This window comes from Bacillus sp. FSL R5-0439, from assembly GCF_038008805.1.
Classification (GTDB): domain Bacteria; phylum Bacillota; class Bacilli; order Bacillales; family Bacillaceae; genus Bacillus; species Bacillus safensis.
The window spans coordinates 2253011-2277292 of the sequence record NZ_JBBOZW010000001.1; the positions used below are offsets into that span (position 1 = coordinate 2253011).

A 24282-nucleotide genomic window follows, 5' to 3' on the forward strand; every position below is an offset into this window, starting at 1 on the left:
ATTCTACTTTAATTTTACAAAAAGTAAACGAATTATGATACAAAACTTTGGTCAAGTTCACAGATTAGACAAAAATGATTCAAGATGAGAAATGAAGCCTTCAGCACATTTAGATGTATTTTTTATACATCTTTTCTCTAAGAACGTTGCAAATTCATTTGTTATTCAGTAAAATATAATCAGATTGAAAAAAGCGTTTTCATTTTTGATAAGAAAGAACGGATCTCTTTCAAGATCCGTCCGGTTTCTACTCTAAGAAGTCTTTTAATCGTTTACTTCTGCTTGGGTGTCTTAATTTACGAAGAGCTTTCGCTTCAATTTGTCGGATACGCTCTCTTGTTACGCCGAACACCTTACCAACCTCTTCTAACGTGCGTGTTCTTCCGTCGTCTAGTCCGAAACGTAGTCTCAGCACATTTTCTTCACGGTCCGTCAGCGTGTCTAATACATCTTCAAGCTGCTCTTTTAAGAGTTCGTACGCAGCGTGGTCAGATGGAGATGTCGCCTCTTGGTCTTCGATAAAATCACCAAGATGTGAGTCATCTTCTTCACCAATAGGTGTTTCTAAAGATACAGGCTCTTGCGCAATTTTAAGAATCTCTCTTACCTTTTCTGGAGTTAAATCCATGTCTTCAGCAATTTCTTCAGGCGTTGGTTCTCTGCCTAGGTCTTGCAGAAGCTGTCTTTGAACACGGATCAATTTATTAATGGTTTCCACCATATGAACCGGGATCCGGATTGTTCTCGCCTGATCGGCAATCGCACGTGTGATCGCCTGTCTAATCCACCAAGTCGCATATGTTGAGAATTTATATCCTTTGCGGTAATCAAACTTCTCAACCGCCTTCATCAGACCCATGTTTCCTTCTTGAATCAAGTCAAGGAACAGCATACCACGACCAACATAGCGTTTCGCAATGCTGACAACGAGACGAAGGTTCGCTTCCGCTAATCTTCTTTTTGATTCCTCATCGCCCTCTTCGATCTTTTGAGCGTACGTAATTTCTTCTTTAGCAGATAACAAATTGACGCGTCCGATTTCTTTTAAGTACATACGAACAGGGTCATTGATTTTGACACCTGGTGGTACGCTTAAATCATTCAGGTCAAATTCTTCTTCCGCTTTAGCCAGCTGCTGAACATTTGGGTCTTCTGTCTCTTCGTTTTCACTAATGAGCTCTACACCCTGTTCGCCTAAGTATTCATAGTATTCATCCATTTGGTCTGATTCAATTTCAAAGCTAGACATACGCTCTGCAATTTCTTCGTATGTTAAAACGCCCCGTTTTTTACCCGTTTCAGTGAGCTTATCTCTCACCTGTTCAAAGGTTAATTCAGTTTCGGTTTCGTGGGCTTGTTTATCAGCCATTATGGATCCCTCCTTCCAAAGCTTGCAACGAATTCTAAAGTAACTTGCGATTTGCTTCCGCCCTGCTTTTCTCTCTCTGTCAAACAGAAGACGAAGCAAATAGGAATAAAATAAATAATGATGAAGGCAAGATGCTTGCGGTCTTATGCTCCTCCCATAAAGGATTCATTGCCAGCCGTAAGTCCTGTCATTAATAATAGACGTATTACTTCAGCGAACGGGTTAATTGAATAATTTCTTGTCCAAGTGTTGCCGCTTTGAAGAAATCTTTTTGCCTCTCCGCTTCTGCACGTTCTAGTTCTTTTTCCTTTATCATTGACAAATTCCGATGATTCAACACTGTTTTTACATAATCACTTAATTCAGCTTCACTTAGTTCGTCTCCGACTTGAATCATTAATATATCCGTCAACAGCTGATTCATGACATCATCTTCTATCCGGTTCATCAGATGTTGCGGCGTTGGTTCTTTGCCTTCTTCATACAAGGCATAAATGTACGTTGCCAGCGCCCTGTGCGAATCTATATTAAATTCAATCCCGATTCTGTCAAGTACTTTGCGGATCACGTCATCGCTTTTTAACATATGAGCAAGCAGCATTCGCTCTGCATTTTCATATGCCGGCCGCAGACGCTTTCTTCTTACTTGTGTTGACAGATGTGCACGCCGTTTTTCAAGCCCGTTTTCTTCCTGCGTGCTTTTGGTTTCTTGCCGCTGCTGCTTTTCAAACAGCTCCAGTTGTTCTTTTAATGAATCAAGTGAGATCGAAAACTCCCCAGCAAGCTGTTTCATGTAAATCTCTTGCTCCAAAGAGCCGTTTAACCGGCTGATTTCTCGGAGAACCTGCTTCATATAAGTAAGACGGTCTCCTTCGTCTGATAAGTTTTTTCCTCTTCGGAAAAAATTCATCTTAAACGTCATTAATGTCACACTTGCATCTATGATGTCATTCCTAAATTTCTCGCCGCCATATTTACGAATGTAATCATCTGGATCAAGTCCATCTGGTATCATGGCAACGCGAACTTTACATCCTCTTTTTCCAAGCAAATCTGATGCTTTCATGGTCGCTTCGTATCCGGCCGTATCAGAGTCATAGCAAAGGATGATCTCTTCTACGTTCCGCCTGAGAAGCTTTACGTGCTCTTCTGTAAGAGACGTACCCATTGTTGCAACACTTTCACCGACACCTGATGTAACAGCTGAGATGACGTCTGCAAATCCTTCAAAAAGAACTGCCCGTTCGCGTTTGCGAATATGCATACGTGCGTCATGAAAGTGATAAAGCAGCTTACTTTTATGAAAAAGCGGCGTTTCAGGACTATTCATATATTTAGGCTGCTGATCACCAAGCGATCTTCCGGAAAAAGCGATGACCGTTCCAAGATGATCATGAATGGGAAACATGACACGATCTCTAAAGCGGTCAAAAAAGCCTGTGCCGTTTTCACGTTGAATCAAAAGACCAGCCTTCTCCATCATCACAGGATCAAATCCTCGTTTTTCTAAAAACTTGGTCACGAAATCCCAAGAATCAAGAGCATACCCGATCTCAAACTTGGCAATTGTTTCATCCGTAAAGCCTCTGGACCGTAAATAATCGAGTGCGTTTTGACCTTCCTTTGTATTTACCAGCAAATGGTGGTAAAATTTCTTAAGAAGCTCATGGGCCTCAATCATTTTATGATCTGCTGTGTCCTCCTGCTGAGAGGAACTCATCTGAGCATTCGCCACCTGATCAGGCAGATCAATATGGTACTTATCAGCCACATGTGAAACGGCTTCAATAAATGAGTAGCCTTCCATTTGTCTGAGGAACGAAAACACATTGCCTCCTGCACCACAGCCAAAACAATGGAAGATTTGCTTATCTGCTGAAACAGAGAATGAAGGAGTATTTTCACCATGGAATGGACAAAGACCGAAGTAATTTCGACCTTGCTTTCTAAGCTGTACGTATTCTCCAATCACTTCGACAATGTCTGCGTTTTTTTGGATCTGCTCCAAAAGTTCATCTGGTATACGTTTGCTCATCCTAATAACACTCCGTCGTACATTATTCGCCTTTTAATTTAAAAATCCTTCATGATTCGACAGGATTTTTTGTAGTTGCGCCATAAATAGCTTCTTATCCTCTTCTAAAAGCTTTTTGGGACCTTTTCCGTATACACCTTTTCTTCGCTGTTTGCTGGAAACATGCCTGCGTTCCAAATCAAAATCAATTGTTTCGTTTGTGTACATTCGTCCTCTTTCAGACAGAACAATGACCTGTCTCGGAAGCAGTAAGGAGGCAAGACCAATGTCTTGGGTGACGACAATATCATGTGCGGCAGCTGAGTTGGCAATGACTAAGTCCGCTGCTTCCTTATGTGTATCTACAAACCGCCAATCTTCAAGTGGAGATCTTTTGGTTTGAAAATGCTCATATGAAGCAATGAATGTCACTGGTACTTGAAATTGAGATGCGACAGAAAGGATTTCGTCTTTTACAGGACAAGCATCTGCATCGACATAAATCGTCCTCTCTTTTTTACGTTCATTCAGGTGACTAATTCTCCATCCCTCCACCTTATTCCTGCTTTAGAGAAGCAAAAAGACCATACTTTTCCCCCATAGAGCAATCAACAGTAAAACTCATTTTGTCGAAAAGTTATGTTCAGAATCACTTGACTTCTGCCAATATTAGTTTATTCGTTCTTGACTTAACTTAAACCTAAAATCAATCATTTTATCACAATTTTTTATTATAATACAAATGCAGCAAATATGCTATTGTTTTTGTTTACCCGTTTCCCACCATAGGAAAAACCCAGGAGGAGCATCCTGAGTTTATTCGGAACCTCTTTTGGTCAGCATTTGATGAATGACATTTGCCGTTTCTTCAACTGCTTTATTCGATACATCAACGACTTGACAGTTAATGCGGTCAACCACTTTTTCAAAATACTCTAGTTCCTCTTTAATCCGCTCAATGTTCGCATAAATAGCGCGATCATTTAAACCAAGAGATTTTAAACGCTCTTTGCGAATATGATTTAGTTTGTCTGGACTAATTTTCAAACCGATACATTTCTTCGGATCAACTGAAAATAACTCTTCTGGCGGATCAACTTCAGGTACAATTGGTACGTTCGCTACCTTCAGCCGTTTATGCGCCAAATATTGAGATAATGGTGTCTTGGACGTGCGTGATACACCAATGAGTACAATATCAGCCTTTAGAATACCTCTTGGGTCTCTGCCGTCATCGTATTTCACAGCGAACTCGATGGCTTCTACCTTTTTAAAATAGTCCTCATCTAATTGACGTACACGACCCGGCTCATGTTTCGCTTCATTTCCATAGGCCGTCTCCATTTTATCAATGAGTGGACCGATGATGTCATAATAAACAACACCGTTTGCTTCTGCTTCCTCGATTAAGAATTCGCGCATTTCTGGCACAACAAGAGTAAAGCAGACGATCCCATTATCTGCTTTCGCCAGTGAAATGACTTCTTTAATCGTACCAACATCCTCTACATACGGGATTCTTCTAATATTTGAATGGTCTGATGAGCCGCCATCAAATTGGCTAAGTGCCGCTTTGACCACGAGCTCTGCCGTTTCTCCTACTGAATCTGATACCACAAAAATTACGCGATTACTCATAACATCCCCTCGCAGTCTTCTGTCATTAGATTATTTCGTTCTCCGATAAGCTGACAAGTATTTTCGTCATGTTTGTTTTCGTAATTCTTCCGACCACTTCAAAGCCTTTTTCCGTATCTTTTATCACAGGAAGTGCATCTATTTGCTTTTCAATCAAGTGCTTCGCCACATCCATAATGAAATCTTCTTTGCGGCAAACGGTGATGTTCGGCATTCTTGTCATAATAATATGGACAGGGATAGATGGAAGCTCCTGTTTCCCTATACTTGCGCGAAGGAGGTCTTTTCTTGATAACACGCCTGTTAAAATAGAGTGATCGTCCACAACGAATAATGTGCCCACATCCTCTAAAAACATCGTACAAATCGCATCATAAACCGAAACATTCTCATGTATCACCACTGGAATGGATTGAAAGTCTTTCACTTGAAGTTTTTTCAGCTTATCTGCGAGAAGCTGCGTGCCTGTTTTTCCTGTGAAAAAGTAGCCGACCCTTGGTCTTGCTTCTAAAAAGCCTGACATTGTTAAAATGGCTAAATCCGGTCTGAGGGTCGCCCTTGTTAAGTTCAGCCGATCGGCGATATGCTCTCCAGTGATCGGACCATTCTCTTTGACAATCTGTAAAATCTGCTCTTGCCGTTTATTTAACTCGATTGTACTCACCACCTTTAAATAGAGAGAGCGAAATCTTTATTTTATGTATATCATTTTCATAACTCATCATATTATAGCGCATCTTTGTCCGAATGAAACAAAAATCCACTCAAAAACCGTGAATTAAATGAGTAAAAAACGATTGCCCTTCGGAAAAGGCAACCGTTCTTAGGTATTTATTTTACAATTAAATTGTTCATATTCGCAAATGATTGAATCACTTTGGCTAGTTTGACCATCTGTGCCAACCGATTTCGCTTCAGTTTTTCATCATCCGCATGAACCATTGTGTGATCGAAATAATGAACGATCGGTGTTTTTAACGTATCCAGTGCCTCAAGTGCCAAGCTGTATTGTCCTGCTGCTACATGTTCCTTGACAGCTTTCTCTACTTGCTGATACGCCTCAAACAGCTTTTGCTCATGTTCATTTTCAAACAGTTCAGGCTGAATCTCTGTGTCTTCGCCTTTTTTACTGATTGAAATGACGCGTCCCAATGCTTCAGCCGTTTCTTTGAAGCTTTCTTGTTTTACACTCTCTTCAAGAACAGCTGCTTTTTTGACAACTGCATATGGCTCAATATTTTCAACATCAAGCACTGCATCAACAACATCATGGCGGATATGCTCTGCTTGAAGAACATATTTTAAACGATGCGTTAAAAATTCAATTAGAGCAGCTTCATGATCTGTTTTTACTTGAGCAAGTGCTAACAGCTCGTTAAATGAAATATTCCAATGACGATCGAGCAGGATTTGAACGATACCACTCGCTTGTCTTCTAAGTCCATAAGGATCTTGAGAACCTGTAGGGATCACATCGATTGAGAAGAATGAACAAATAGAGTCGAGCTTATCTGCTACTGCCACAATCGCACCAATCAAAGTAGACGGCGCCTCATCACCAGCAAAGCGCGGCATATAATGCTCGTTAATGCTTCTTGCCACTTCTTCATGTTCACCAAGAGCTCTTGCATATTTCTCACCCATGATTCCTTGTAATTCAGGGAATTCATAGACCATTTGAGTCACAAGGTCAAACTTCGAAATACTTGCTGCTCTAGCCACACGTTTTGTTGTTTCGTCATCTGCTCCGACATGCGCCGCTAGACGGGTTGCAATGTCTGTCACTCTCTTCAGCTTGTCGCCGATTGTTCCAAGTTTCTCATGGAATACCACTTTATCAAGCTTTTTAATATTGTCTTCAATCACTAGTTTTTCGTCTTCTTTATAGAAGAATGCAGCATCTGATAAACGTGCGCGAAGTACTTTTTCGTTCCCTCTTGCGACATTTTCCAGCGCCTCACTGTTTCCATTTCTGACTGTAATAAAATGCGGCAATAATTCTCCTTGCTCATTTTTCACAGGGAAGTAGCGTTGATGCTCTTTCATTGTTGTCACCAATACTTCTTCCGGCAATGCAAGAAACTCCTCTTCAAAGGAACCAGACAGCACAGTTGGATATTCTACAAGATCGTTCACTTCTTCTAGAAGTTCAGGATCAACAGGAATGACCCAGCCTTTTTCTGAAGATAGTGCATTTAGCTGTTCAGTAATTAATTGTTTTCTTTTATCTGAGTCTGCAATCACAAATTGATCGCGCAAAGTTTGTTCATAAGAAGCAGGTGAGTCGATGCTCGCTGTCGAACCAAGGAAACGGTGCCCTCTTGTTTCACGGCCGCTTTTCACCCCAGCAATTTCAACAGGTACAATCTCTTGTCCAAATAAACAAACAATCCATTTAATCGGACGGATATAGCGTAAATCTTCGCTTCCCCATCTCATGTTCTTTGGAAAGCTTAATGAAGCAGCGATCTCACCTAACGCTGGGAGAAGGTCTTTGACTTGCTTCCCTTCTTGAAACTTTTGGACATGGACATAATCCACTCCTTTGATCTCTTTGAAATAGAGATCATCTGTTGAAGCACCTTGGCCCCGGGCGAAGCCTTCAGCAGCTTTTGTCCAATTGCCTTCAGCATCTTGGGCAATCTTTTTAGCTGGACCTTTTGCTTCTTCTTTGATGTCTTCTTGTTTTTCTGCAACACCTTTCACAAGTACAGCAAGACGTCTTGGTGAGTTGAATAAAGCAGTCTCTTCGAATGAAATATTTTGCGTTTCAAACCATGCTTTTACTTTCTCACCTAGCTGTTTTGTGCTCTCTGGCATGAAACGAGCCGGCATCTCTTCTAAGCCGATTTCAAGTAATACATCTTGTTTATTCATGAGAAGCCGCCTCCTCTTTTAGCATAGGGAATCCCAATTTTTCGCGTTCTTCATAATAGGTTTTGGCTACTTTTCTTGCTAACTGACGCACTCTTCCGATATAACCAGTCCGCTCAGTCACAGAAATAGCGCCCTTTGCATCGAGCAGGTTAAACGTATGAGAGCATTTGAGGACATAATCGTATGCCGGGTGAACAAGTCCTTTGTCCATTTGACTGTGTGCTTCTTTCTCATAGGTTGTAAATAGCTCGAACAGCATGTCAGTATTAGATGTTTCAAATGTATAAACAGAGTGCTCATATTCAGCCATTAAGAATAAATCTCTGACCGTAAATCCGTCTGTCCATTCAAGATCGAAGACATTTTCTTTGTCCTGGATGTAAGAAGCAAGACGTTCAATACCGTATGTGATTTCAACAGAAACGGGCTTACATTCTAATCCGCCGACTTGTTGGAAATACGTGAATTGCGTAATTTCCATCCCATCAAGCCATACTTCCCAGCCAAGTCCTGCACAGCCAAGAGATGGGTTTTCCCAGTTGTCTTCTACAAAACGAATATCATGTTTCAGTGGGTCAATGCCAAGTGCTTTCAATGATTCAAGATATAGTTCTTGAATATTGTCAGGTGATGGCTTAATGATCACTTGAAATTGATGATGCTGATACAATCTATTTGGGTTTTCTCCATATCTGCCATCAGCCGGGCGTCTTGAAGGCTCTACATACGCTACCTTCCATGGCTCTGGGCCGATGCTTCTGAGGAACGTGTATGGACTCATCGTTCCGGCACCTTTTTCTGTGTCATACGCCTGCATTAATACGCAGCCTTCATTTGACCAATGCTTTTGCAGCGTCAAAATCATGTCTTGAATATTCAATGATCGCACCTCCATCTTTTCTACACCAACCGCTATGTATGGCGGGGGGGGATTAGAACCTTGTAAGAGAACACAAAAACTCCCGTCTCTATGCTCGCAAGGTTCTTTGCAAACATAGGGACGAGAGTTTTTCCCGCGGTTCCACCCTATTTGCTGGTGTCGTAGCATCCAGCCGCTTTGTTTTACGTTGCTCAAGAATGCCTTTCGTTACGCCTCCATCCTTAGCTCACACCGCCCTAAGGTCGCTTTTATGGATTTTACGTAAGTACTTCTTTCTGTCAATGCAACATATTTTATCTTAGATGATCTTACAAAAAGTCATGGGAGATGTCAACTTTTGTTTTCGTCACCCATTAGCTTTTTCATGGATTCCATCTGATTCATGAATTTTTTTGATTTTAAATAGAGGCCGGAATATTCGTCATAGTAGTGATCAAGCACTTGACGAATTTCTTGTTTCGTCTGAGGCTTCACATCAACCTGACCAAGCCTTGATAAATCAAAATAATGAAACAAACGGAGCAGCCTTGCAGCTGCGGGGGATAAGGGCAGTTTATATGGATCTTTCGAAAAACAATTTTGGCAAATGAAGCCGTTATCTCTTATTGAGAAATGGAACTGCCCTTCTTTTTGACCACAGTGAACACATTGATCAAGTTCAGGCTTCATCCCCATCACTGATAACATTTTAACCTCTACGATAAATAAAATAATATCAGCATCTGTGCCTTCGTTGAGATGACGCAGAGATTGAAGCAGAAGCTCAAACAAATAAGGGTTTGGCTTTTTTTCTTCTGTCCCTTTATCAATCAATTCCGTCATATATGCGGCATATGCGGTCAGAAATAAGTCTTCCCGAATGGCCCGCATACTTTCAATCATTTCGCCTTGCTGGAGCGTTCCAAGTCCTGTTGATGATTGGATAAGAAAGGTGCCGTATAAAAACGGCTGGCTTATGGCTGACAGGCGGCTGTTTGATTTTTTTGCGCCTCTTGCCATCACGCCAATTTTTCCATGTTCTCTAGTGAGCAGCGTGACAATTTTGTTTGTTTCGCCATAATCTGTTGTTCTAAGGACGATTCCTTCACTTTTAATGAGCATTTGTCTACACTCCGAGCGCTGGAGGGGGTCAAGAATTATAAAATTGGAAAATCAAATCGTGCTATTTCTTCTTCAAGTACATCGGGTCTTTCCAGGTTCTCCTTTTCTAACTCTTTGAAAAGCAGATACGTGTCAACGCTTCCTGTTTGTGAAAATACGTTCCATGTAAAATTCAACATAAAAACCCCACCTTTCTTTATTAGAAGCAGCAACGCTACATCCAACATATTAATTTTATCTTGACCAGGCTACCTCCATTTCATGATAAACAATTTTTACTAATCGAACCGCACCATTGTCAGATTTACTGACAAATGCAGCGATTTTTTAATATTCGTCTTCTCTAAATCCGAAGTCACGAAGGTGAGTGGATTTATTACGCCAGTCCTTCTGAACTTTGACCCAAAGCTCTAAATACACTTTTGAGCCTAGAAGTGCTTCAATATCTCTGCGCGCTTTTTGTCCCACTTCTTTTAACAAGCTGCCTCGTTTACCAATGACGATCCCTTTTTGCGAATCACGTTCTACGACAATGGTTGCCGCGACATGGATCTTGCCATTTTCATCTGGCTTAATCGATTCAATCGCAACCGCAATACTGTGCGGAATCTCTTCTCTCGTTAAATGCAACACTTTTTCACGAATTAATTCAGAAATAATAAACCGTTCTGGATGATCTGTTACTTGATCTGCCGGATAAAATTGAGGGCCCTCTGGAAGATAACCTTCAATCTGCTGAAGAAGCGTGTCGATATTGTTTCCTTCAAGAGCTGAAATTGGCACAATTTCCTTGAATGGATAACGTGTACGGTATTCATCAATTAAAAGAAACAGTTCATCTGGATGAATTTGGTCAATTTTATTCACGACAAGGAACACCGGTGTAGATGTTTGCTTTAGTCGTTCAATGATGAATTCATCACCTTTTCCATAGCCTTCCTGTGCGTTGATCATAAATAAGATCAGGTCGACTTCCTTCAGTGTATTTTGAGCCACCCTCATCATAAAATCACCAAGCTTATGCTTAGGTTTATGAATCCCCGGTGTATCGATAAAGATCGTTTGTGATGTGTTCGTTGTCAGGACACCTTGCACTTTGTTTCGCGTCGTTTGGGGCTTATCGCTCATGATGGCGATCTTTTGTCCAATAACACGATTAAGAAAGGTTGATTTCCCTACATTTGGTCTTCCAATAATTGATACAAATCCTGATTTGAAGCTTTCGTTAGTCATTTAAATCCTCCGGTGAAAATGCTCCTGGCAATAGTTCGTTTACTGTTGTTTCGTATATATGTCCTTTTAAGTTCGTTAGAATCACTGGCATGTCAGGTGCACATAGCTCTGAAATGACCTGTCTGCATGCGCCGCACGGCGAAACAGGACGGTCTGTATCAGCCACCACTGCTAACATTTGAAAAGATGTAATGCCTTCTGAATAGGCTTTAAAAAGTGCTGTTCTTTCCGCACAATTACACATACCATATGCTGCATTTTCAATGTTGCAGCCGCCATACACTTTTCCATCATTCGACAGTAACGCTGCACCGACTTTGAATTTAGAATAGGGTACATATGCAAAATCTCTTGCTTTGATTGCTTCTGAAATCAACTCTTGTTTGTTCATTCCTAGTTCCCACTTTCAGAAGAAATGGTACCACTGTCACATTTATATTTTACATAATTCACGTGACATTTTCACGCCCATTTCTAAAAATGTTAATAAATAGTAATATTGTTCTATTGCATGATCTTCGGTAAGAAGATGATCAACCCAATCATAACCGAAATCGCGGCGTAAACGCAAACAGCGCCTGCCGCAGCGTCCTTCGCCCTCTCTGCAAGCGGGTGTCTTTCTTCTGTCATCAGATCCACTGTATGTTCAATGGCTGTATTGACAAGTTCAAGCGCAAACATCCCCCCGCATAGAAGAAGAACGATCAACCATTCAAATGGGTCAATGCGGAACCAAAAGCCGCAGATCACCACGATGATGGCTGCGACTGTGTGAAATCGAAAATTCCGTTCATTCAAGAAAGTTCGCCATATTCCTCTAAATGCATAATAAAAACTCCGAAAAAAACGGGCGAGCGGCCTTCTTTTCTTACGATGATCTCGAAAGGCCATAATCATCCAAGATTTTTGTCTGTTTGGCGAACATTTCTTTTTCATCTTCCTCTGTCATATGATCATACCCGAGCAAATGAAGGAAGCCATGAATCGTTAAGAATCCAAGCTCTCTCATAAAGGAATGTCCATATTCCTCCGCCTGCTCTTTCGTTCGATCTACACTAATGATAATGTCACCAAGTACAGGCGGGATATCATCCGCTCCAATGATTTCAATCTCCCCTTCTCCTTCTTCCTCAAGTGCAAAGGAGATCACATCTGTTGGCGCGTCTTTTCCGCGGTATTCTTTATTGATTTGATGAATCTCTTCATTCGAAACGATCGTCACTGATACTTCCGCTTGATCCTTGACCTCAAGTTCGTCTGCAGCAAACTGAAGAAGCTTTTCCACTTCTTCAAGCTGCTCTTTTGATACTTGTCCTGTTTCATCTATTAAATCGATTAACAATGTCATTTACTTCACCTTCTGCTTCGGGGCATCTGGATATTCAATCCGAGAATGGAAAATCCCCTTTAATGTTGTACAAATTGTTTGGCTGATAATATTTAATTCTTTAAATGTCAGGTCACATTCACTAAATTGCCCGTCCTGCATTTTATCCGAAATAATGCCTTTGACAAGCTTTTCAATCCGCTCTGGATTTGGATTATGCATGGAACGAACCGCCGCTTCAACGCTGTCAGCCACAGAAATAATCGCTGCTTCTTTTGATTGCGGCTTTGGACCAGGGTAACGGAATTCTTCTTCTGTCACCTGATCATCACGCTCTTTTGCCTTATAGTAAAAGAACTTTAAAAGAGACTTTCCGTGATGCTGTTCTGCAATGTCGACAAGCTCTTCAGGAAACTTCTTTTCTCTCAGCATATCAGCGCCATCTGTCGTATGGGCAATAATAATATTTTTACTCAGCTGAGGAGAAAGCTTGTCATGCGGGTTATCAATGTTCATTTGGTTTTCGATAAAGTATTGCGGTCTTTTCGTTTTCCCAATGTCATGATAATAAGCGCCGACCCTTGCTAAAAGACCGTTTGCACCGACTGCTTCACATGCAGCATCCGCTAAATTCGCCACCATGACACTATGATGATATGTACCTGGTGTCTCAGTTAAAATCTTTTTGAGCAACGGATGATTTGGGTTAGATAATTCAATCAGCTTCATTGTGGAAAGAATGCCAAACATGCTCTCAAAAACAGGCATTAAGCCAATGACCAAGATAGATGATGCAAACCCTGACACAATCGCCATCATGAGGTTCACACCGATTTCAAGCCCTGATGGTGAAGAGTTTTGGATCAGTGTAATGGATAAAACCATAAGCACATTCACCAAGGCCACCAAAAGCCCAGCCTGCAATATTTTTGATCTTGCATTATGTTTTCTTAAAAATAAAATACCTGCCATCCCGCTCATCAGATAATAAGCGCAGATCACATAGTTAAAGACGCCGGTTACTCCTTGATTAAACATCATACTGCCGCAAAGAGCAAATACAAGACCGGAGAAGATTGCTAACCGCTCATTAATGAGCAGTTTGATCAGCATCGTGCCAAGTGCCACTGGCACAACATAGCCTATCGTCGTATATTTCGTTTCCTGGAAGAGGCTGAACACTTCCATGATAATTAAAATAATCGTAAAAATAAGCGAGTAGAGCAGTAATGATTTATTCTTATGAACAAGCGACTTTTTTCTCGATTCAAGGGAATGAATAATCGCTGCTAAGAACAGGCCAATTAATATGAAAAGACCACTTACAGGCTTAAATAAATTTGAGCTGTTTAATAGACCCGTGAGTTCTAATTTGCGATAAACTTCCCGGTCGATGAGCTCTCCTTCTTCAACTAAGATTTGCCCTTGCTTAATTTGCACAGGCTGAATATTGTCAGCCGCTTCCTGTCTTTTCTTCTCTGTTGCCACTGGGTCAAATACATAGTTTGGGATGATCGCAAATTCACCGATTTCTTTCGCTGCATTTAAGTATTTTGATGGAATCGAATTGTTTTCAAGTTCTGTTTTGACTTGTTTTTTCTCATCTTGTAATTTCGCTGCTGTGATTTCTTTACTCATCAGTGAATTCACCACTGTGATGATGGAATCCTTAGTAAATGAGAGATTCTCATCACTTGCCTGAAGCAGTGCTTTGATGGATTGATCCGAAACAGCTTCCTGCATATCTGTTGTGAGCTTTTCTTTGACACGCTTGACCATTTCTTGATCTGATGGCGCTTTCTCTTTATCATCAGCTGCTTTCTTCTCTTCTTTAATGGCTTCAAAGAGGGATGAGATGAGGTCTACACGATTATCAGAATACGCTTTTTTGAGCGTATATTGATCTTCTACTTGATCTGTTGCTTCTTGTTTCTTTTCTTCTGTCGCTTCTTGATCATCAACAGTTGACGGAGAATAGATGGTCTGTTCGCTCACAGAAAATAAATCTAAGTCGAGCGATTCAGGCTTAACATGGAAGAAGAGCACCACGAATAAAATGGCTGCTAAAGCAGCGTACAGCAAAACATTTAAATAACGTGAGCGCTCCATTTTCTGAGGTTCTTTTTTAGACAGCAGTCTTTTGCGCTTACTGCCTTTTTGATTCTTTCTCAAGGAAAGTACCTCCTTTTTTACTTTAAACCACGATCGAAACAAAATGACCCGATGAAGACGATCGGGTCACTCAGTTCATTTTTGCTTTTCGTATGCGCCAATGATCTTCGCCACAAGCGGGTGTCTGACCACATCTGTCTGGTCTAATTCAATAAATGAGATGCCCTTGATATCTGCAAGCATGTCCTTTGCAGCCGCAAGACCTGACTGCATGCCCTTTGGCAGATCAATCTGTGTAATATCTCCTGTAATGACCATTTTAGAACCAAAGCCAAGTCTCGTCAAAAACATTTTCATTTGGGCAGGTGTTGTATTCTGCGCTTCATCTAAAATAACAAATGCATCATCAAGCGTCCGGCCTCTCATATAGGCAAGGGGCGCTATTTCAATCACGCCGCGCTCGATTAAACGTTCCGTATGATCACTGCCAAGCACATCATGCAAGGCATCATATAGTGGTCTTAAATAAGGATCTACCTTTTCCTTTAGATCGCCTGGTAAAAAGCCAAGACTCTCTCCTGCTTCAACAGCTGGTCTTGTCAGGATAATCCGTTTCACATGTCCATTTTTTAATGAATGTACCGCATTGACGACTGCCAAATACGTCTTCCCTGTACCAGCTGGTCCAATTCCAAAGACCAGGTCATCTTTTTTCATCGCCGCAGCATATTCCCGCTGGCCGATTGTTTTCACCCTGATCGACTTTCCTTTGGCATTTTTCGTAATTTCATCTTCATACATATTCTCAAAATAATTCAGCTTGTTTTTTTGCGCCATTTTAATGGCATAGACGACATCCCGTTCAGATATCTCGATTCCTTTACGGATGAGATGTAAAAGAGATGTGATCAAACGGCTTACTGTATCTCTTGATGCTTCCTCACCAGAAACATACACTTTTTCTCCACGCGTAATAACGGAGACGTTCAGCTCGTTTTCCATTAGTTTCAGATAAGCATCTTGATTGCCAAATAAAGCAATCGCTTCGTTTGGACTATCCAATTTTTGTTGAATCTCAAGTAAATGTTCTGTCATTCTCTAGTCTCCCTGAACAATAGGTGTTGGTTGAACAATATCTTCTATTACTTGGTAAAGGATGATTAACTTAACTTTACCATTCCCTGTTGTCTCGTGCAAAACTTTTTCACTTTTCACCTCTCCTGTTTGACCTAGCTTCTCTTCTAATTCTTTTTTACCCATTTTAATCCCTGCTTGAACCGCTTCTTTATTTGTGTATTCTCGATTTATTTTCTCACTTTCACGTGTGATTTCCTTTTCATAAGAGAATGGGAGCTGCATGTTTAAGAAATGAAGCGGATGAACTTCTGTTTCTGTTTTTGGCTGCTTGAAATCATCCTTTTTAAAAGAAAAGCCCCAAAATGGCAGTGAGCCTCCAAATGCGGAGAGCTTGTGCTTTGTCTTCATTTTACCCGTAAAGACGTCAAAAGATGTTCGAAGAGGGACAGAAACTTCAGAACGATACCACGTTTCACCATAGATTTTCGCTTTGGCTCCTACCGTTTTCTGCTGATCTTCGCTGCCAATGAGTCCAGAGACAAGCATCTGTCCTTTCTTTACATGTTCATCAACCGCGGCGAGCGGCTCCCCTTTTTCTACATACATTCTCGTGATGACAGCCTTTTTCTTGGCGACGATATGCTGAGGACTCGTGTATTTTTCTTTTTCGGGTTCATTTTTTTCCACAACTTTCATTTGAAAGGTTGTGCCGTTTAGTTCAACGCCGACCCATGTGATGCTTTGAATATTGGTTGTCAGGGATTTTTGAATTTTTTCAGGTGTTCCCATTAGAAACTGAAAACGTCCTTTTTGCACCCCAATGTCGTCTAAATGCTTTCTCATTTGATGTTCAGTTTCTGGATTGGCTCCTTTAATATCAATTTTCCATACCATGTTTGAAAGAGCAAATATCGTCACTAGAAAGCATACAATCCCAAGGGTAAATCCGATATTCTTCCTTGACCAAAGAAGTAGAAACGGAAAGCCCTTCTTTTGATGAAATGAACATGTCACGTCATGATGTCTGCGTACCTTTCTGAAGGCATGTACATCTGATAGGCGAATAAATAAGCGCACGCTGTCTTGACGGCGGCTCACTTGAAACATTGTGATCCCCTGCCTCGTGCACTCATTGATGAGCCGCTCAATGCCATTTCCTTTGATCTCCACTTCCACTCTGCCAATAAAATAGCCGAACCATTTATTCTTCACGCTTCTCCCCTCCGTCAGTTAAGAATCAATATAACGGACCTCATCGATTTTCCCTTCCAATAAAATCTCTTCTGGCAAAATCGTTTTAATCACAAAATCTTTCCCTGAAATAATGCATTGTCCCTGTTTGAGCATCAGCCTTACCTCTTGATCACTGAAAAGCAAAAGCCCTTTATGGTTCTCTATGTAAATGTGGAGTCTGCCAACCATCGTAATACGGGGAAGATCCATCATCACGTCTGGAGGGATTTCAAGTGTTCTTGTCAGCCATGCTTTAAGTCGATTTTTTCTTTTTCCCATTCAATAAGAACCCCTTCCCACCTCATGTGTATGAGATCAAACTGAAAGATGGTGAGACTGATGAGAAAGCCTCTATATCATCCTATTCCTCAGGGGTTCATATCATGCTAATGAATCCCGTAAAACAGCCGTTTCAGCATTTTCTTTATGAAAAATCGTTATCAGACAAAAAAAGCCCCCTTTTTTGAAGGGGGCTTTCTTCTTTATCTTTTATATGGCCGTTTCATCGTTCTGTGCGGCTTTTTCGCGCGCGGCTCTCCAAATACTTCTCCAAGGATCATTCCTTGAACAATTGTATCTTGGTTCAGATTCTCAATGACTTTTGGCCTCACTTCAGCAGATGCAGCCTTTGGCCTTGTCAGCTCTCTTTCAAGCGATTGAAACTCTTTGTTCAACTCGTTTTTTCTTTCTTCCATTTCGGCAAGTGTAGCCGTATAGCGATCTTGTAAGGACTGAGAAGTTTTTTTCTTCATCCCGCCATGATCATGTACATCACCGAAATCGTCCAGCTGATCCGTCACGACTGGATCTGGACTTGTTTGCTTTGTTTGCTTCTGGGGCACCGGCTTACGCTGAGGAGCGGGCTTCTTTTGCTGATTCTGCTCTTCGTTTTCCTCTTGTTTGCCGATCTTCCCAAAGACGGCAGAGATGATACCGATGATAATCGCAATTAGTAGCGGATTTTCAAATAGAATGTCCAATGGGCTCCCTCCTTAAAGCGTGAGAGGATGCTTATTTGTTTTCATTATCAGATGGACCTTTTGTCATTTTACCAAATGAATCTCTCATGTCCGTATCAGCATCGATATTTTTAATGTTCATGTAGTCCATGACACCAATATTGCCTTCACGTAATGCTTCAGCCATTGCAAGTGGTACTTCAGCCTCTGCTTCTACAACTTTCGCGCGCATTTCTTCAACTTTCGCACGCATCTCTTGCTCTTGTGCAACAGCCATTGCGCGGCGTTCTTCTGCTTTCGCCTGTGCAATGTTTTTGTCTGCTTCTGCTTGGTCTGTTTGCAGAATCGCCCCGATGTTTTTACCGATATCCACATCTGCGATATCAATCGAAAGAATTTCAAATGCAGTACCTGAATCTAATCCTTTACCAAGAACCGTTTGAGAAATCATATCAGGATTCTCAAGAACCTTTTTATGATTATCTGATGAACCGATTGTCGAGACAATCCCTTCACCTACACGGGCAATAATTGTTTCTTCCCCTGCACCACCGACAAGACGGTCGATGTTTGCACGAACTGTAATACGTGCTTTTGCTTTGACTTCAATCCCATCCATCGCAACACCAGAGATAAATGGTGTTTCAATGACTTTAGGGTTTACACTCATTTGAACTGCTTCTAGTACATCACGTCCTGCTAGGTCGATGGCTGCACAGCGGGCAAAGTTCAATTCGATATTCGCGCGTTGAGCTGCAATTAATGCGTTCACAACTCTGTCCACGTTACCACCTGCAAGATAGTGGCTCTCCAGCTGGTTAATCGTCACATCAAGACCTGCTTTATGTGCTTTGATGAGCGGGTTGACCACTCGGTTTGGAATGACTCGGCGCAGTCTCATTCCTACAAGTGTAAAAATGCTCACTTTTACGCCAGCCGCTAGGGCAGAAATCCACAGCATCACCGGTACAAAGGTGAAAAAGATCGAAAGAACAATCAAACCTGCTGCGATAATCACAAATAATAGTAAAGTAGATGGATCCATTTTATTCCTCCTCTAAAATCAGTATATCTATACTTTCCTCACGACAATGCGTGAGCCTTCCGCTTTCACAATTTTTACTTGTTCATCCTTATCGATAAATGCACCTTCTGACACAACATCAATGCGTTCATCTCCGAATACGATCGTACCAGATGGACGAAGTGCAGTTGCTGTCACTGCGATTTGTCCAACAAGATCTTCTCTTGTTTCATTTGAGACATAACCGCTTTCCTTATTGGTTGAATCGGTTAAAATGAACTTTTTAAAAAATTTCATACGTTTCCCCAACACCTTTGTCAATAAAATAACTGCTATGATTGAAACAGCAGTGGCAATCAAGATGGAAATCGCCATTTCTGTAAAGCTTCCAGCTGCTAAAAATAAGCTGACAACGACACAGATCAGTCCAATGACTCCTACGATTCCCCCTGGCAAAAACAATTCCAGAATGATGAGTGCAATCCCTGCTAAAAACAGGAACAACGTCTCATATCCTGCAAAACCTGCCACGAGATGACCATAAAAGAATAAAAGAAGCGCTGTCACTCCCATGGTGCCCGGAACCCCAAAGCCAGGAGAATAGAGCTCAACAATTAACCCTAAACTTGCAATGGATAAAAGGATCGGAATGACAATTGGGTGCGTAAGAAAACGCGCAACCTTTTCAGCAAAGCTCACTTCATCGTATTGAACAGAAGCGTCTGTTAATTTCAGCTTCTGAAGCAAGTCATCCATATTTTTTGCTTCACCTTCTGCATACCCGAATTGAAGCGCCCGGTCTGTGTTAAAGGTGAGCAATTCCCCTTTTGGTGCACCGGCTTCTTTTGCGTCTATATCTACATCCGCCATGGCAAGAGCATACTTTGGATCACGCCCCTGCTTTTCGGCAGCATCACTCATTTCAGCAAGCCATAGAGATTCAGATTTTTGATCGGCAGCATTACCTTCTCCATCAATGATCGCAGCAGCCCCCATCTTTCCATTCGGGGTCATATAAATTTGATCGGCATTTAGCGCGATGAAGGCCCCGGCTGAAAGCGCTCTATGATTGACAAACGCTGTCACTGGGATATCGGAAGCGCGAATGGTATCTGCGATCTCAAGCGCTGCATCGACTGCACCACCCGGTGTATTGATGTCGAGAATAATATGCTTCGCCCGTTCCGCCTTTGCCTGCTCAAACGATCGTTCAATGAATTTAGAAAGTCCTTTTTCTACTGTATCTTCAATTGGGATAACATGAACTTTCTGATCTGCTGATTTCGCGGTCAATTGAACCCCTAATAACAAGCATATTATAAAACAACTGAAGAGAGCAATAGAAATTTTTATTTTTTTCATCTATTTGGTGATCCCTCCTCTCTTTCTTCCATTTTACTGTTCCTTTACATACGTTACAAATGTATCATAGGTTTCATTTTTATATGACAGAATCATGAAGGCATAAAAAAAGTACCCTTCTAACAATAGAAGGATACTTTTTTATTGAGACAGCTGCTCGCTGACAAGTCTGTTAATGACAGCTCCATCAGCTTTACCTTTTACTTTTGGCATAATAGCGCTCATGACTTTACCCATGTCAGCCTTTGAGGAAGCACCTGTTTCAGCAATCGTTTCTTTCACGATCGTTTGCAGTTCTTCTTCAGAAAGCTGTTCAGGTAAATAAACGTCTAAGATGTCAATCTCTTTTTGAACTTTATCTACTAAATCTAAGCGATTAGCTTTCGAAAATTCATGGAGGGAGTCTTTACGTTGCTTAATCTCGCGGGAAAGGACGGTTAGTTCCTCATCGCCGGTCAAACTGTCTTTCTTAAGCTTAATTGCTTCATTTTGCAGCGAAGCCTTTACCATACGAATGACAACAAGCTTGTCTTTCTCACGGTTTTTCATCATAAGCTTCATATCAGAATTTAATTGCTCAAGAAGACTCATAAAATCCACCCTCTTTAGAATTTACGTTTTCTAGCAGCTTCAGACTTTTTCTTGCGCTTTACGCTAGGCTTTTCATAAAATTCACGCTTTCTTGCTTCTTGCAATGTTCCAGTTTTGGATACACTGCGTTTAAAGCGACGAAGAGCATCTTCAAGCGATTCGTTTTTTCTAACGACCGTTTTTGACATTCTCTTTCCCTCCCTCCGAATACACCAATCGACTGCATTAAAAAAAGATATACATGCAAAACATGTACCTAGACATTATAATATAAGCCTTGTGTGAGGTCAACTAAGTGATTTGGAAATATATTTTCGTCATGAGCAGGTAGACAAGTCCATATATTCATTGATAAGAGGAGGACTTTTCTATGATGGCGATCATTTATTTTTGTGCACTTATTTTCATTTTTTTATGGTCAATGGGTTTGCTGAGAAAAGGATTAATGGCGCTTGCGTCGTCTCGTATTGAGAAATCACTTCTTCTCTTTACAGATCACCCGGTCAAAGCATTCTTGGTCAGCATTGTGTTTACAGGGGTTCTACAAAGCAGTTCGGCATTTATGGTCATCGTCATTGGCTTTGTCAGTACAGGAATTCTCTCTTTTAAAAAATCAATCCCTATGATTCTTGGAACCAATATTGGCTCCACGTTTACGACAGAATTTATCGCTATTAAAATGGACGTGTTCATGTGGGTTTTGATCATAGCCGGTCTTGTATGCACCCTTTTTGGCAGGACATCTTTTAGACATGCAGGAAAAAGTTTATTTGGGCTCGGAATGATCTTTTTTTGCATTCAAGGCTTTTCAAAAATTGCAGGGATGATGACAAGCCAGCCTGAGACATTGCATTTTCTTGAAATGATGCAGCATTCAGACTGGACAGCGCTGCTTTCGGGTACCATTTTCACAGCGATTGTTCATTCGAGCTCCGTCTGTATCGGTATTTTAATGGGATTTATGAATGAGGGAACTGTGGCACTTCAGGAAGGCATCAGCTTTGTGTTAGGTTCCAATATTGGGACATGTATTACGGCTGTGATGGCTGCGATATCTGGCGGCTACGCAGCACGTCAAACGGCTTATGCACACGTCGTGTTTAATGTGCTCGGTGTTCTTTTATGCCTCCCGTTTCTCGCCCTGATCACAGAGGTTGTCGCCCTTCTCGCAAGCTCACCCGCCCAGCAGATTGCGCATTTCAGCCTGCTGTTTAATGTGGCAAGCTCTCTCCTCTTCTTCCCGTTCATACGCCCTTTTCACGCATTGATCTTGTGTCTCATGCCGAATCAGTCAAAATAAAAGAAACCGGCTTACCTTTTTGGGTGCCGGTTTTTTATCTATTATGAGGTCATTCTCACTTTGTCTGGCTGCACATCATCGCTGATGCGAACGAATTGTCCTTCGTTATAAGGATAGCCCGCTTTCGTAATTTTCACTTTGACCAGACGGCCGATCATGTCCTCTGTTCCTTCAAAAACAACCTTCATATAGTTATCGGTATAACCAACATAAAGATTGTGGTTTCCTTCTTGTTCTTTGAAGGATTCTTCCGGAATAATTTCTAGCACATCACCTTCATATGCAGATGCATACTCTTTCGCAAGCTGGTCAGAAAGAGCGATCAAACGGTGTACACGTTCGTTTTTCACATTTTCATCCACTTGATCTTCCATTCTTGCAGCCGGCGTACCTGTACGTTTGCTGTAAGGGAAGACGTGCAGCTCAGAGAATTGATGGTCTTTGACAAAATTGTACGTTTCCAAGAACTCTTCTTCTGTTTCCCCAGGGAATCCTACGATTACATCAGAGGTGACAGCAAGTCCTGGCAATGCTTTTTTCAGCTTTGTTAAACGCTCTGCAAAGAATTCCATCGTATATTTACGGCGCATTCTTTTTAGCACAGTATTTGAGCCAGATTGAAGCGGGATGTGTAAGTGTCTGACAATTTTATCTGACTGATCAAGCACTTCAATCACTTCATCTGTAATTTGACTAGCTTCAATAGATGAAATACGGATTCGTTTTAAGCCAATAACACGTTCATCTAATGCTCTCAGAAGCTTCGCAAAGTTATAATCCTTTAAGTCTTCTCCGTATCCGCCTGTGTGAATACCTGTAAGCACAATTTCTTTATAGCCTGCATCAACAAGCTGCTGAGCTTGATTGATGACTTCTTCTGGATCGCGAGAACGAAGAAGGCCGCGTGCCCAAGGAATAATACAGAATGTACAGAAGTTGTTACAGCCTTCTTGGATTTTTAATGAAGCGCGCGTTCTGTCTGTAAAGGCAGGAACATCAAGTTCTTCAAACACACGTGCTTTCATGATATTGCCAACCCCGTTGATCGGCTGTCTTTCTCTGCGATATTCTTCTATATAACCTAGTAATTTATGTCTGTCCTGTGTTCCAACCACAATATCAACACCAGGAATCGCCATGATTTCTGCTGGAGATGTTTGCGCATAGCAGCCAGTTACACAAATGACACCATCCGGGTTATGACGAATGGCTCTTCTAATGACTTGGCGGCTTTTCTTATCGCCTGTATTCGTGACCGTACATGTATTAATGACATATACGTCTGCTTTTGATTCATACTCTTTTCTTTCATAGCCAGCTTCTTTAAACAGCTGCCAGATCGCCTCTGTTTCATAGTGGTTGACCTTACAGCCAAGTGTATGGAACGCTACTGTTCCCATCATGATTCACCTCTTAATAACTCTGTTTGATAAGATATAGCGGAAAGCGCGTATAAAGGAGCGGTTTCCGTTCTTAAAATGCGTGGTCCGAGCCCGCAAATGACTGCACCAAGCGTTTCAAGCTCTTCAATCTCCTTTTCTGCCAAACCGCCTTCAGGGCCAAAAACCACTAACAAGGTTTGTCCGCCTTTCATCTGTTGAAGCACAGTTTGAAAGCGGCTTTGCTCTCCTTCTTTCGATGATTCTTCGTATGCAACGACACATTTATCGAATTCACCAGCTAATTGCGTCAGCTCTTTAAACGTTGATACTGAATAAACACGCGGAATGATATTCCGGTAGGACTGCTCTGCTGCTTCTTTCGCGATTTTCTCCCAGCGCTCTCGTTTTTTATGTGACTTTTTTTGGTCAAGCTTTGTAATAGAACGAGCCGCTTGAAATGGGATAAAAGCACTTGCGCCAAGCTCTGTGCCTTTTTGGATAATGAGCTCAAGCTTATCTCCTTTTGGAAGACCGCTTGCGATCGTCACCCGAATTGGAAGTTCTCTGTCTTGATTTGTCCAGCTTTCAAGGTGACAAATCACTTCTTCCTTTGTTATTGTATCAATTTTACTGAGCGCTTCAAAGCCGTCTGTTGTTAAACAAAGGATCTCCTGCCCTGCTTTCATCCGCATGACATTGGAAAGATGATGTACATCTTCACCTTTTATAACGATGGCTCCCTTTAACGTCACTTCTTCTTTCGTGAGGTCGATAAAATATCGTTGCATACGTGTCCTGACACC

25 protein-coding genes and 1 other annotated feature are annotated in these 24282 nt (G+C 41.5%); of the genes, 1 reads left to right on the top strand and 24 read right to left on the bottom strand.

The genetic code is table 11. The annotated features are described in order from the left end of the window. Positions 1-247: 247 nt before the first annotated feature. From rpoD to rpsU, 22 genes are all read right to left on the bottom strand, one after another. Positions 248-1369: an RNA polymerase sigma factor RpoD gene (gene rpoD, locus NST59_RS11540; RefSeq protein WP_008342392.1), complete on the bottom strand. Its 1122-nt coding sequence runs from the start codon at positions 1367-1369 to the stop codon at positions 248-250. Between the two features lie 205 nt (positions 1370-1574). Beyond that, positions 1575-3404, bottom strand: coding sequence for a DNA primase (gene dnaG, locus NST59_RS11545; protein WP_341040612.1), 1830 nt, complete (start codon positions 3402-3404; stop codon positions 1575-1577). 33 nt (positions 3405-3437) lie between these two features. Further along, a complete protein-coding gene (locus NST59_RS11550; protein WP_341040613.1) occupies positions 3438-3938 on the bottom strand; it encodes a YaiI/YqxD family protein in 501 nt (166 codons plus the stop codon). A 261-nt stretch (positions 3939-4199) separates the two neighbouring features. After that, positions 4200-5021 (bottom strand): pyruvate, water dikinase regulatory protein, encoded by an 822-nt coding sequence (locus NST59_RS11555; protein WP_341040614.1) that lies wholly within the window; start codon positions 5019-5021, stop codon positions 4200-4202. 25 nt (positions 5022-5046) lie between these two features. Then, positions 5047-5685, bottom strand: a complete 639-nt coding sequence (locus tag NST59_RS11560; RefSeq protein WP_039180035.1) for a helix-turn-helix transcriptional regulator — start codon at positions 5683-5685, stop codon at positions 5047-5049. A 167-nt stretch (positions 5686-5852) separates the two neighbouring features. Then, positions 5853-7898, bottom strand: a complete 2046-nt coding sequence (gene glyS / locus NST59_RS11565) for a glycine--tRNA ligase subunit beta (protein ID WP_341040615.1) — start codon at positions 7896-7898, stop codon at positions 5853-5855. Continuing rightward, entirely contained in the window at positions 7891-8778 is an 888-nt protein-coding gene (gene glyQ, locus NST59_RS11570; RefSeq protein WP_012010611.1) for a glycine--tRNA ligase subunit alpha, read from the bottom strand. The genes glyS and glyQ overlap by 8 nt, the downstream gene beginning before the upstream one ends. Positions 8779-8891: 113 nt before the next feature. After that, positions 8892-9069, bottom strand: a binding site (T-box leader). Between the two features lie 39 nt (positions 9070-9108). Continuing rightward, positions 9109-9879 carry a DNA repair protein RecO gene (gene recO, locus NST59_RS11575; protein WP_047202320.1) on the bottom strand — a complete coding sequence of 257 codons (771 nt, stop codon included), beginning with the start codon at positions 9877-9879 and terminating at the stop codon, positions 9109-9111. Between the two features lie 35 nt (positions 9880-9914). Continuing rightward, positions 9915-10058 carry a YqzL family protein gene (locus NST59_RS11580; RefSeq protein WP_003217288.1) on the bottom strand — a complete coding sequence of 48 codons (144 nt, stop codon included), beginning with the start codon at positions 10056-10058 and terminating at the stop codon, positions 9915-9917. Positions 10059-10206: 148 nt separating this feature from the next. Further along, the gene (era, locus tag NST59_RS11585) at positions 10207-11112 is read right to left on the bottom strand and encodes a GTPase Era (protein ID WP_007501305.1); all 906 of its coding nucleotides are present in this window, start codon (positions 11110-11112) and stop codon (positions 10207-10209) included. Beyond that, a complete protein-coding gene (locus NST59_RS11590; protein WP_008356263.1) occupies positions 11105-11503 on the bottom strand; it encodes a cytidine deaminase in 399 nt (132 codons plus the stop codon). Before NST59_RS11590 ends, era begins: the two co-directional genes overlap by 8 nt. A 113-nt stretch (positions 11504-11616) precedes the next feature. After that, positions 11617-12003, bottom strand: coding sequence for a diacylglycerol kinase family protein (locus tag NST59_RS11595; protein ID WP_024423020.1), 387 nt, complete (start codon positions 12001-12003; stop codon positions 11617-11619). Continuing rightward, on the bottom strand, positions 11981-12460 hold the full coding sequence (gene ybeY, locus NST59_RS11600) for an rRNA maturation RNase YbeY (protein WP_024423021.1): 480 nt from the start codon (positions 12458-12460) through the stop codon (positions 11981-11983). Before ybeY ends, NST59_RS11595 begins: the two co-directional genes overlap by 23 nt. Beyond that, the gene (locus tag NST59_RS11605) at positions 12461-14572 is read right to left on the bottom strand and encodes an HD family phosphohydrolase (protein ID WP_442852931.1); all 2112 of its coding nucleotides are present in this window, start codon (positions 14570-14572) and stop codon (positions 12461-12463) included. A 114-nt stretch (positions 14573-14686) separates the two neighbouring features. Further along, positions 14687-15646 carry a PhoH family protein gene (locus NST59_RS11610; protein WP_039180050.1) on the bottom strand — a complete coding sequence of 320 codons (960 nt, stop codon included), beginning with the start codon at positions 15644-15646 and terminating at the stop codon, positions 14687-14689. 3 nt (positions 15647-15649) lie between these two features. Then, positions 15650-16840: a sporulation protein YqfD gene (yqfD, locus tag NST59_RS11615; protein ID WP_039180053.1), complete on the bottom strand. Its 1191-nt coding sequence runs from the start codon at positions 16838-16840 to the stop codon at positions 15650-15652. Positions 16841-16858: 18 nt separating this feature from the next. Continuing rightward, positions 16859-17140, bottom strand: coding sequence for a sporulation protein YqfC (gene yqfC, locus NST59_RS11620; RefSeq protein WP_012010618.1), 282 nt, complete (start codon positions 17138-17140; stop codon positions 16859-16861). Between the two features lie 203 nt (positions 17141-17343). Then, positions 17344-17841, bottom strand: a complete 498-nt coding sequence (locus NST59_RS11625; protein ID WP_039180054.1) for a hypothetical protein — start codon at positions 17839-17841, stop codon at positions 17344-17346. Between the two features lie 31 nt (positions 17842-17872). Beyond that, entirely contained in the window at positions 17873-18865 is a 993-nt protein-coding gene (gene floA / locus NST59_RS11630) for a flotillin-like protein FloA (protein WP_024423026.1), read from the bottom strand. A 27-nt stretch (positions 18866-18892) separates the two neighbouring features. After that, entirely contained in the window at positions 18893-20206 is a 1314-nt protein-coding gene (locus NST59_RS11635; RefSeq protein ID WP_058839062.1) for an NfeD family protein, read from the bottom strand. Between the two features lie 141 nt (positions 20207-20347). Then, the gene (locus NST59_RS11640; RefSeq protein WP_041086254.1) at positions 20348-20797 is read right to left on the bottom strand and encodes a GatB/YqeY domain-containing protein; all 450 of its coding nucleotides are present in this window, start codon (positions 20795-20797) and stop codon (positions 20348-20350) included. Between the two features lie 14 nt (positions 20798-20811). Continuing rightward, positions 20812-20985, bottom strand: coding sequence for a 30S ribosomal protein S21 (rpsU, locus tag NST59_RS11645; RefSeq protein ID WP_003152957.1), 174 nt, complete (start codon positions 20983-20985; stop codon positions 20812-20814). 182 nt (positions 20986-21167) lie between these two features. Between rpsU and NST59_RS11650 the strand changes: the two genes are divergently transcribed. Beyond that, on the top strand, positions 21168-22097 hold the full coding sequence (locus tag NST59_RS11650) for a Na/Pi symporter (protein ID WP_144490326.1): 930 nt from the start codon (positions 21168-21170) through the stop codon (positions 22095-22097). A gap of 41 nt (positions 22098-22138) precedes the next feature. On the opposite strand, the gene mtaB is transcribed toward NST59_RS11650, so the two are convergent. Both mtaB and NST59_RS11660 read right to left on the bottom strand, forming a co-directional pair. Beyond that, positions 22139-23497, bottom strand: a complete 1359-nt coding sequence (gene mtaB / locus NST59_RS11655; RefSeq protein WP_058839061.1) for a tRNA (N(6)-L-threonylcarbamoyladenosine(37)-C(2))-methylthiotransferase MtaB — start codon at positions 23495-23497, stop codon at positions 22139-22141. Further along, a complete protein-coding gene (locus NST59_RS11660) occupies positions 23497-24267 on the bottom strand; it encodes a 16S rRNA (uracil(1498)-N(3))-methyltransferase (protein WP_024427953.1) in 771 nt (256 codons plus the stop codon). The genes mtaB and NST59_RS11660 overlap by 1 nt, the downstream gene beginning before the upstream one ends. Positions 24268-24282: the final 15 nt, after the last annotated feature.

Coding starts and splice junctions, on each gene's coding strand:
- rpoD (WP_008342392.1), bottom strand. CDS start 1,369: ATGGCTGATAAACAAGCCCACGAAACCGAAACTGAATTAACCTTTGAA.
- dnaG (WP_341040612.1), bottom strand. CDS start 3,404: ATGAGCAAACGTATACCAGATGAACTTTTGGAGCAGATCCAAAAAAAC.
- NST59_RS11555 (WP_341040614.1), bottom strand. CDS start 5,021: ATGAGTAATCGCGTAATTTTTGTGGTATCAGATTCAGTAGGAGAAACG.
- glyS (WP_341040615.1), bottom strand. CDS start 7,898: ATGAATAAACAAGATGTATTACTTGAAATCGGCTTAGAAGAGATGCCG.
- recO (WP_047202320.1), bottom strand. CDS start 9,879: ATGCTCATTAAAAGTGAAGGAATCGTCCTTAGAACAACAGATTATGGC.
- NST59_RS11580 (WP_003217288.1), bottom strand. CDS start 10,058: ATGTTGAATTTTACATGGAACGTATTTTCACAAACAGGAAGCGTTGAC.
- era (WP_007501305.1), bottom strand. CDS start 11,112: ATGACTAACGAAAGCTTCAAATCAGGATTTGTATCAATTATTGGAAGA.
- NST59_RS11590 (WP_008356263.1), bottom strand. CDS start 11,503: ATGAACAAACAAGAGTTGATTTCAGAAGCAATCAAAGCAAGAGATTTT.
- NST59_RS11595 (WP_024423020.1), bottom strand. CDS start 12,003: ATGGCCTTTCGAGATCATCGTAAGAAAAGAAGGCCGCTCGCCCGTTTT.
- ybeY (WP_024423021.1), bottom strand. CDS start 12,460: ATGACATTGTTAATCGATTTAATAGATGAAACAGGACAAGTATCAAAA.
- NST59_RS11610 (WP_039180050.1), bottom strand. CDS start 15,646: ATGACAGAACATTTACTTGAGATTCAACAAAAATTGGATAGTCCAAAC.
- yqfC (WP_012010618.1), bottom strand. CDS start 17,140: ATGGGAAAAAGAAAAAATCGACTTAAAGCATGGCTGACAAGAACACTT.
- floA (WP_024423026.1), bottom strand. CDS start 18,865: ATGGATCCATCTACTTTACTATTATTTGTGATTATCGCAGCAGGTTTG.
- NST59_RS11635 (WP_058839062.1), bottom strand. CDS start 20,206: ATGAAAAAAATAAAAATTTCTATTGCTCTCTTCAGTTGTTTTATAATA.
- NST59_RS11640 (WP_041086254.1), bottom strand. CDS start 20,797: ATGAGTCTTCTTGAGCAATTAAATTCTGATATGAAGCTTATGATGAAA.
- rpsU (WP_003152957.1), bottom strand. CDS start 20,985: ATGTCAAAAACGGTCGTTAGAAAAAACGAATCGCTTGAAGATGCTCTT.
- NST59_RS11650 (WP_144490326.1), top strand. CDS start 21,168: ATGATGGCGATCATTTATTTTTGTGCACTTATTTTCATTTTTTTATGG.
- mtaB (WP_058839061.1), bottom strand. CDS start 23,497: ATGGGAACAGTAGCGTTCCATACACTTGGCTGTAAGGTCAACCACTAT.
- NST59_RS11660 (WP_024427953.1), bottom strand. CDS start 24,267: ATGCAACGATATTTTATCGACCTCACGAAAGAAGAAGTGACGTTAAAG.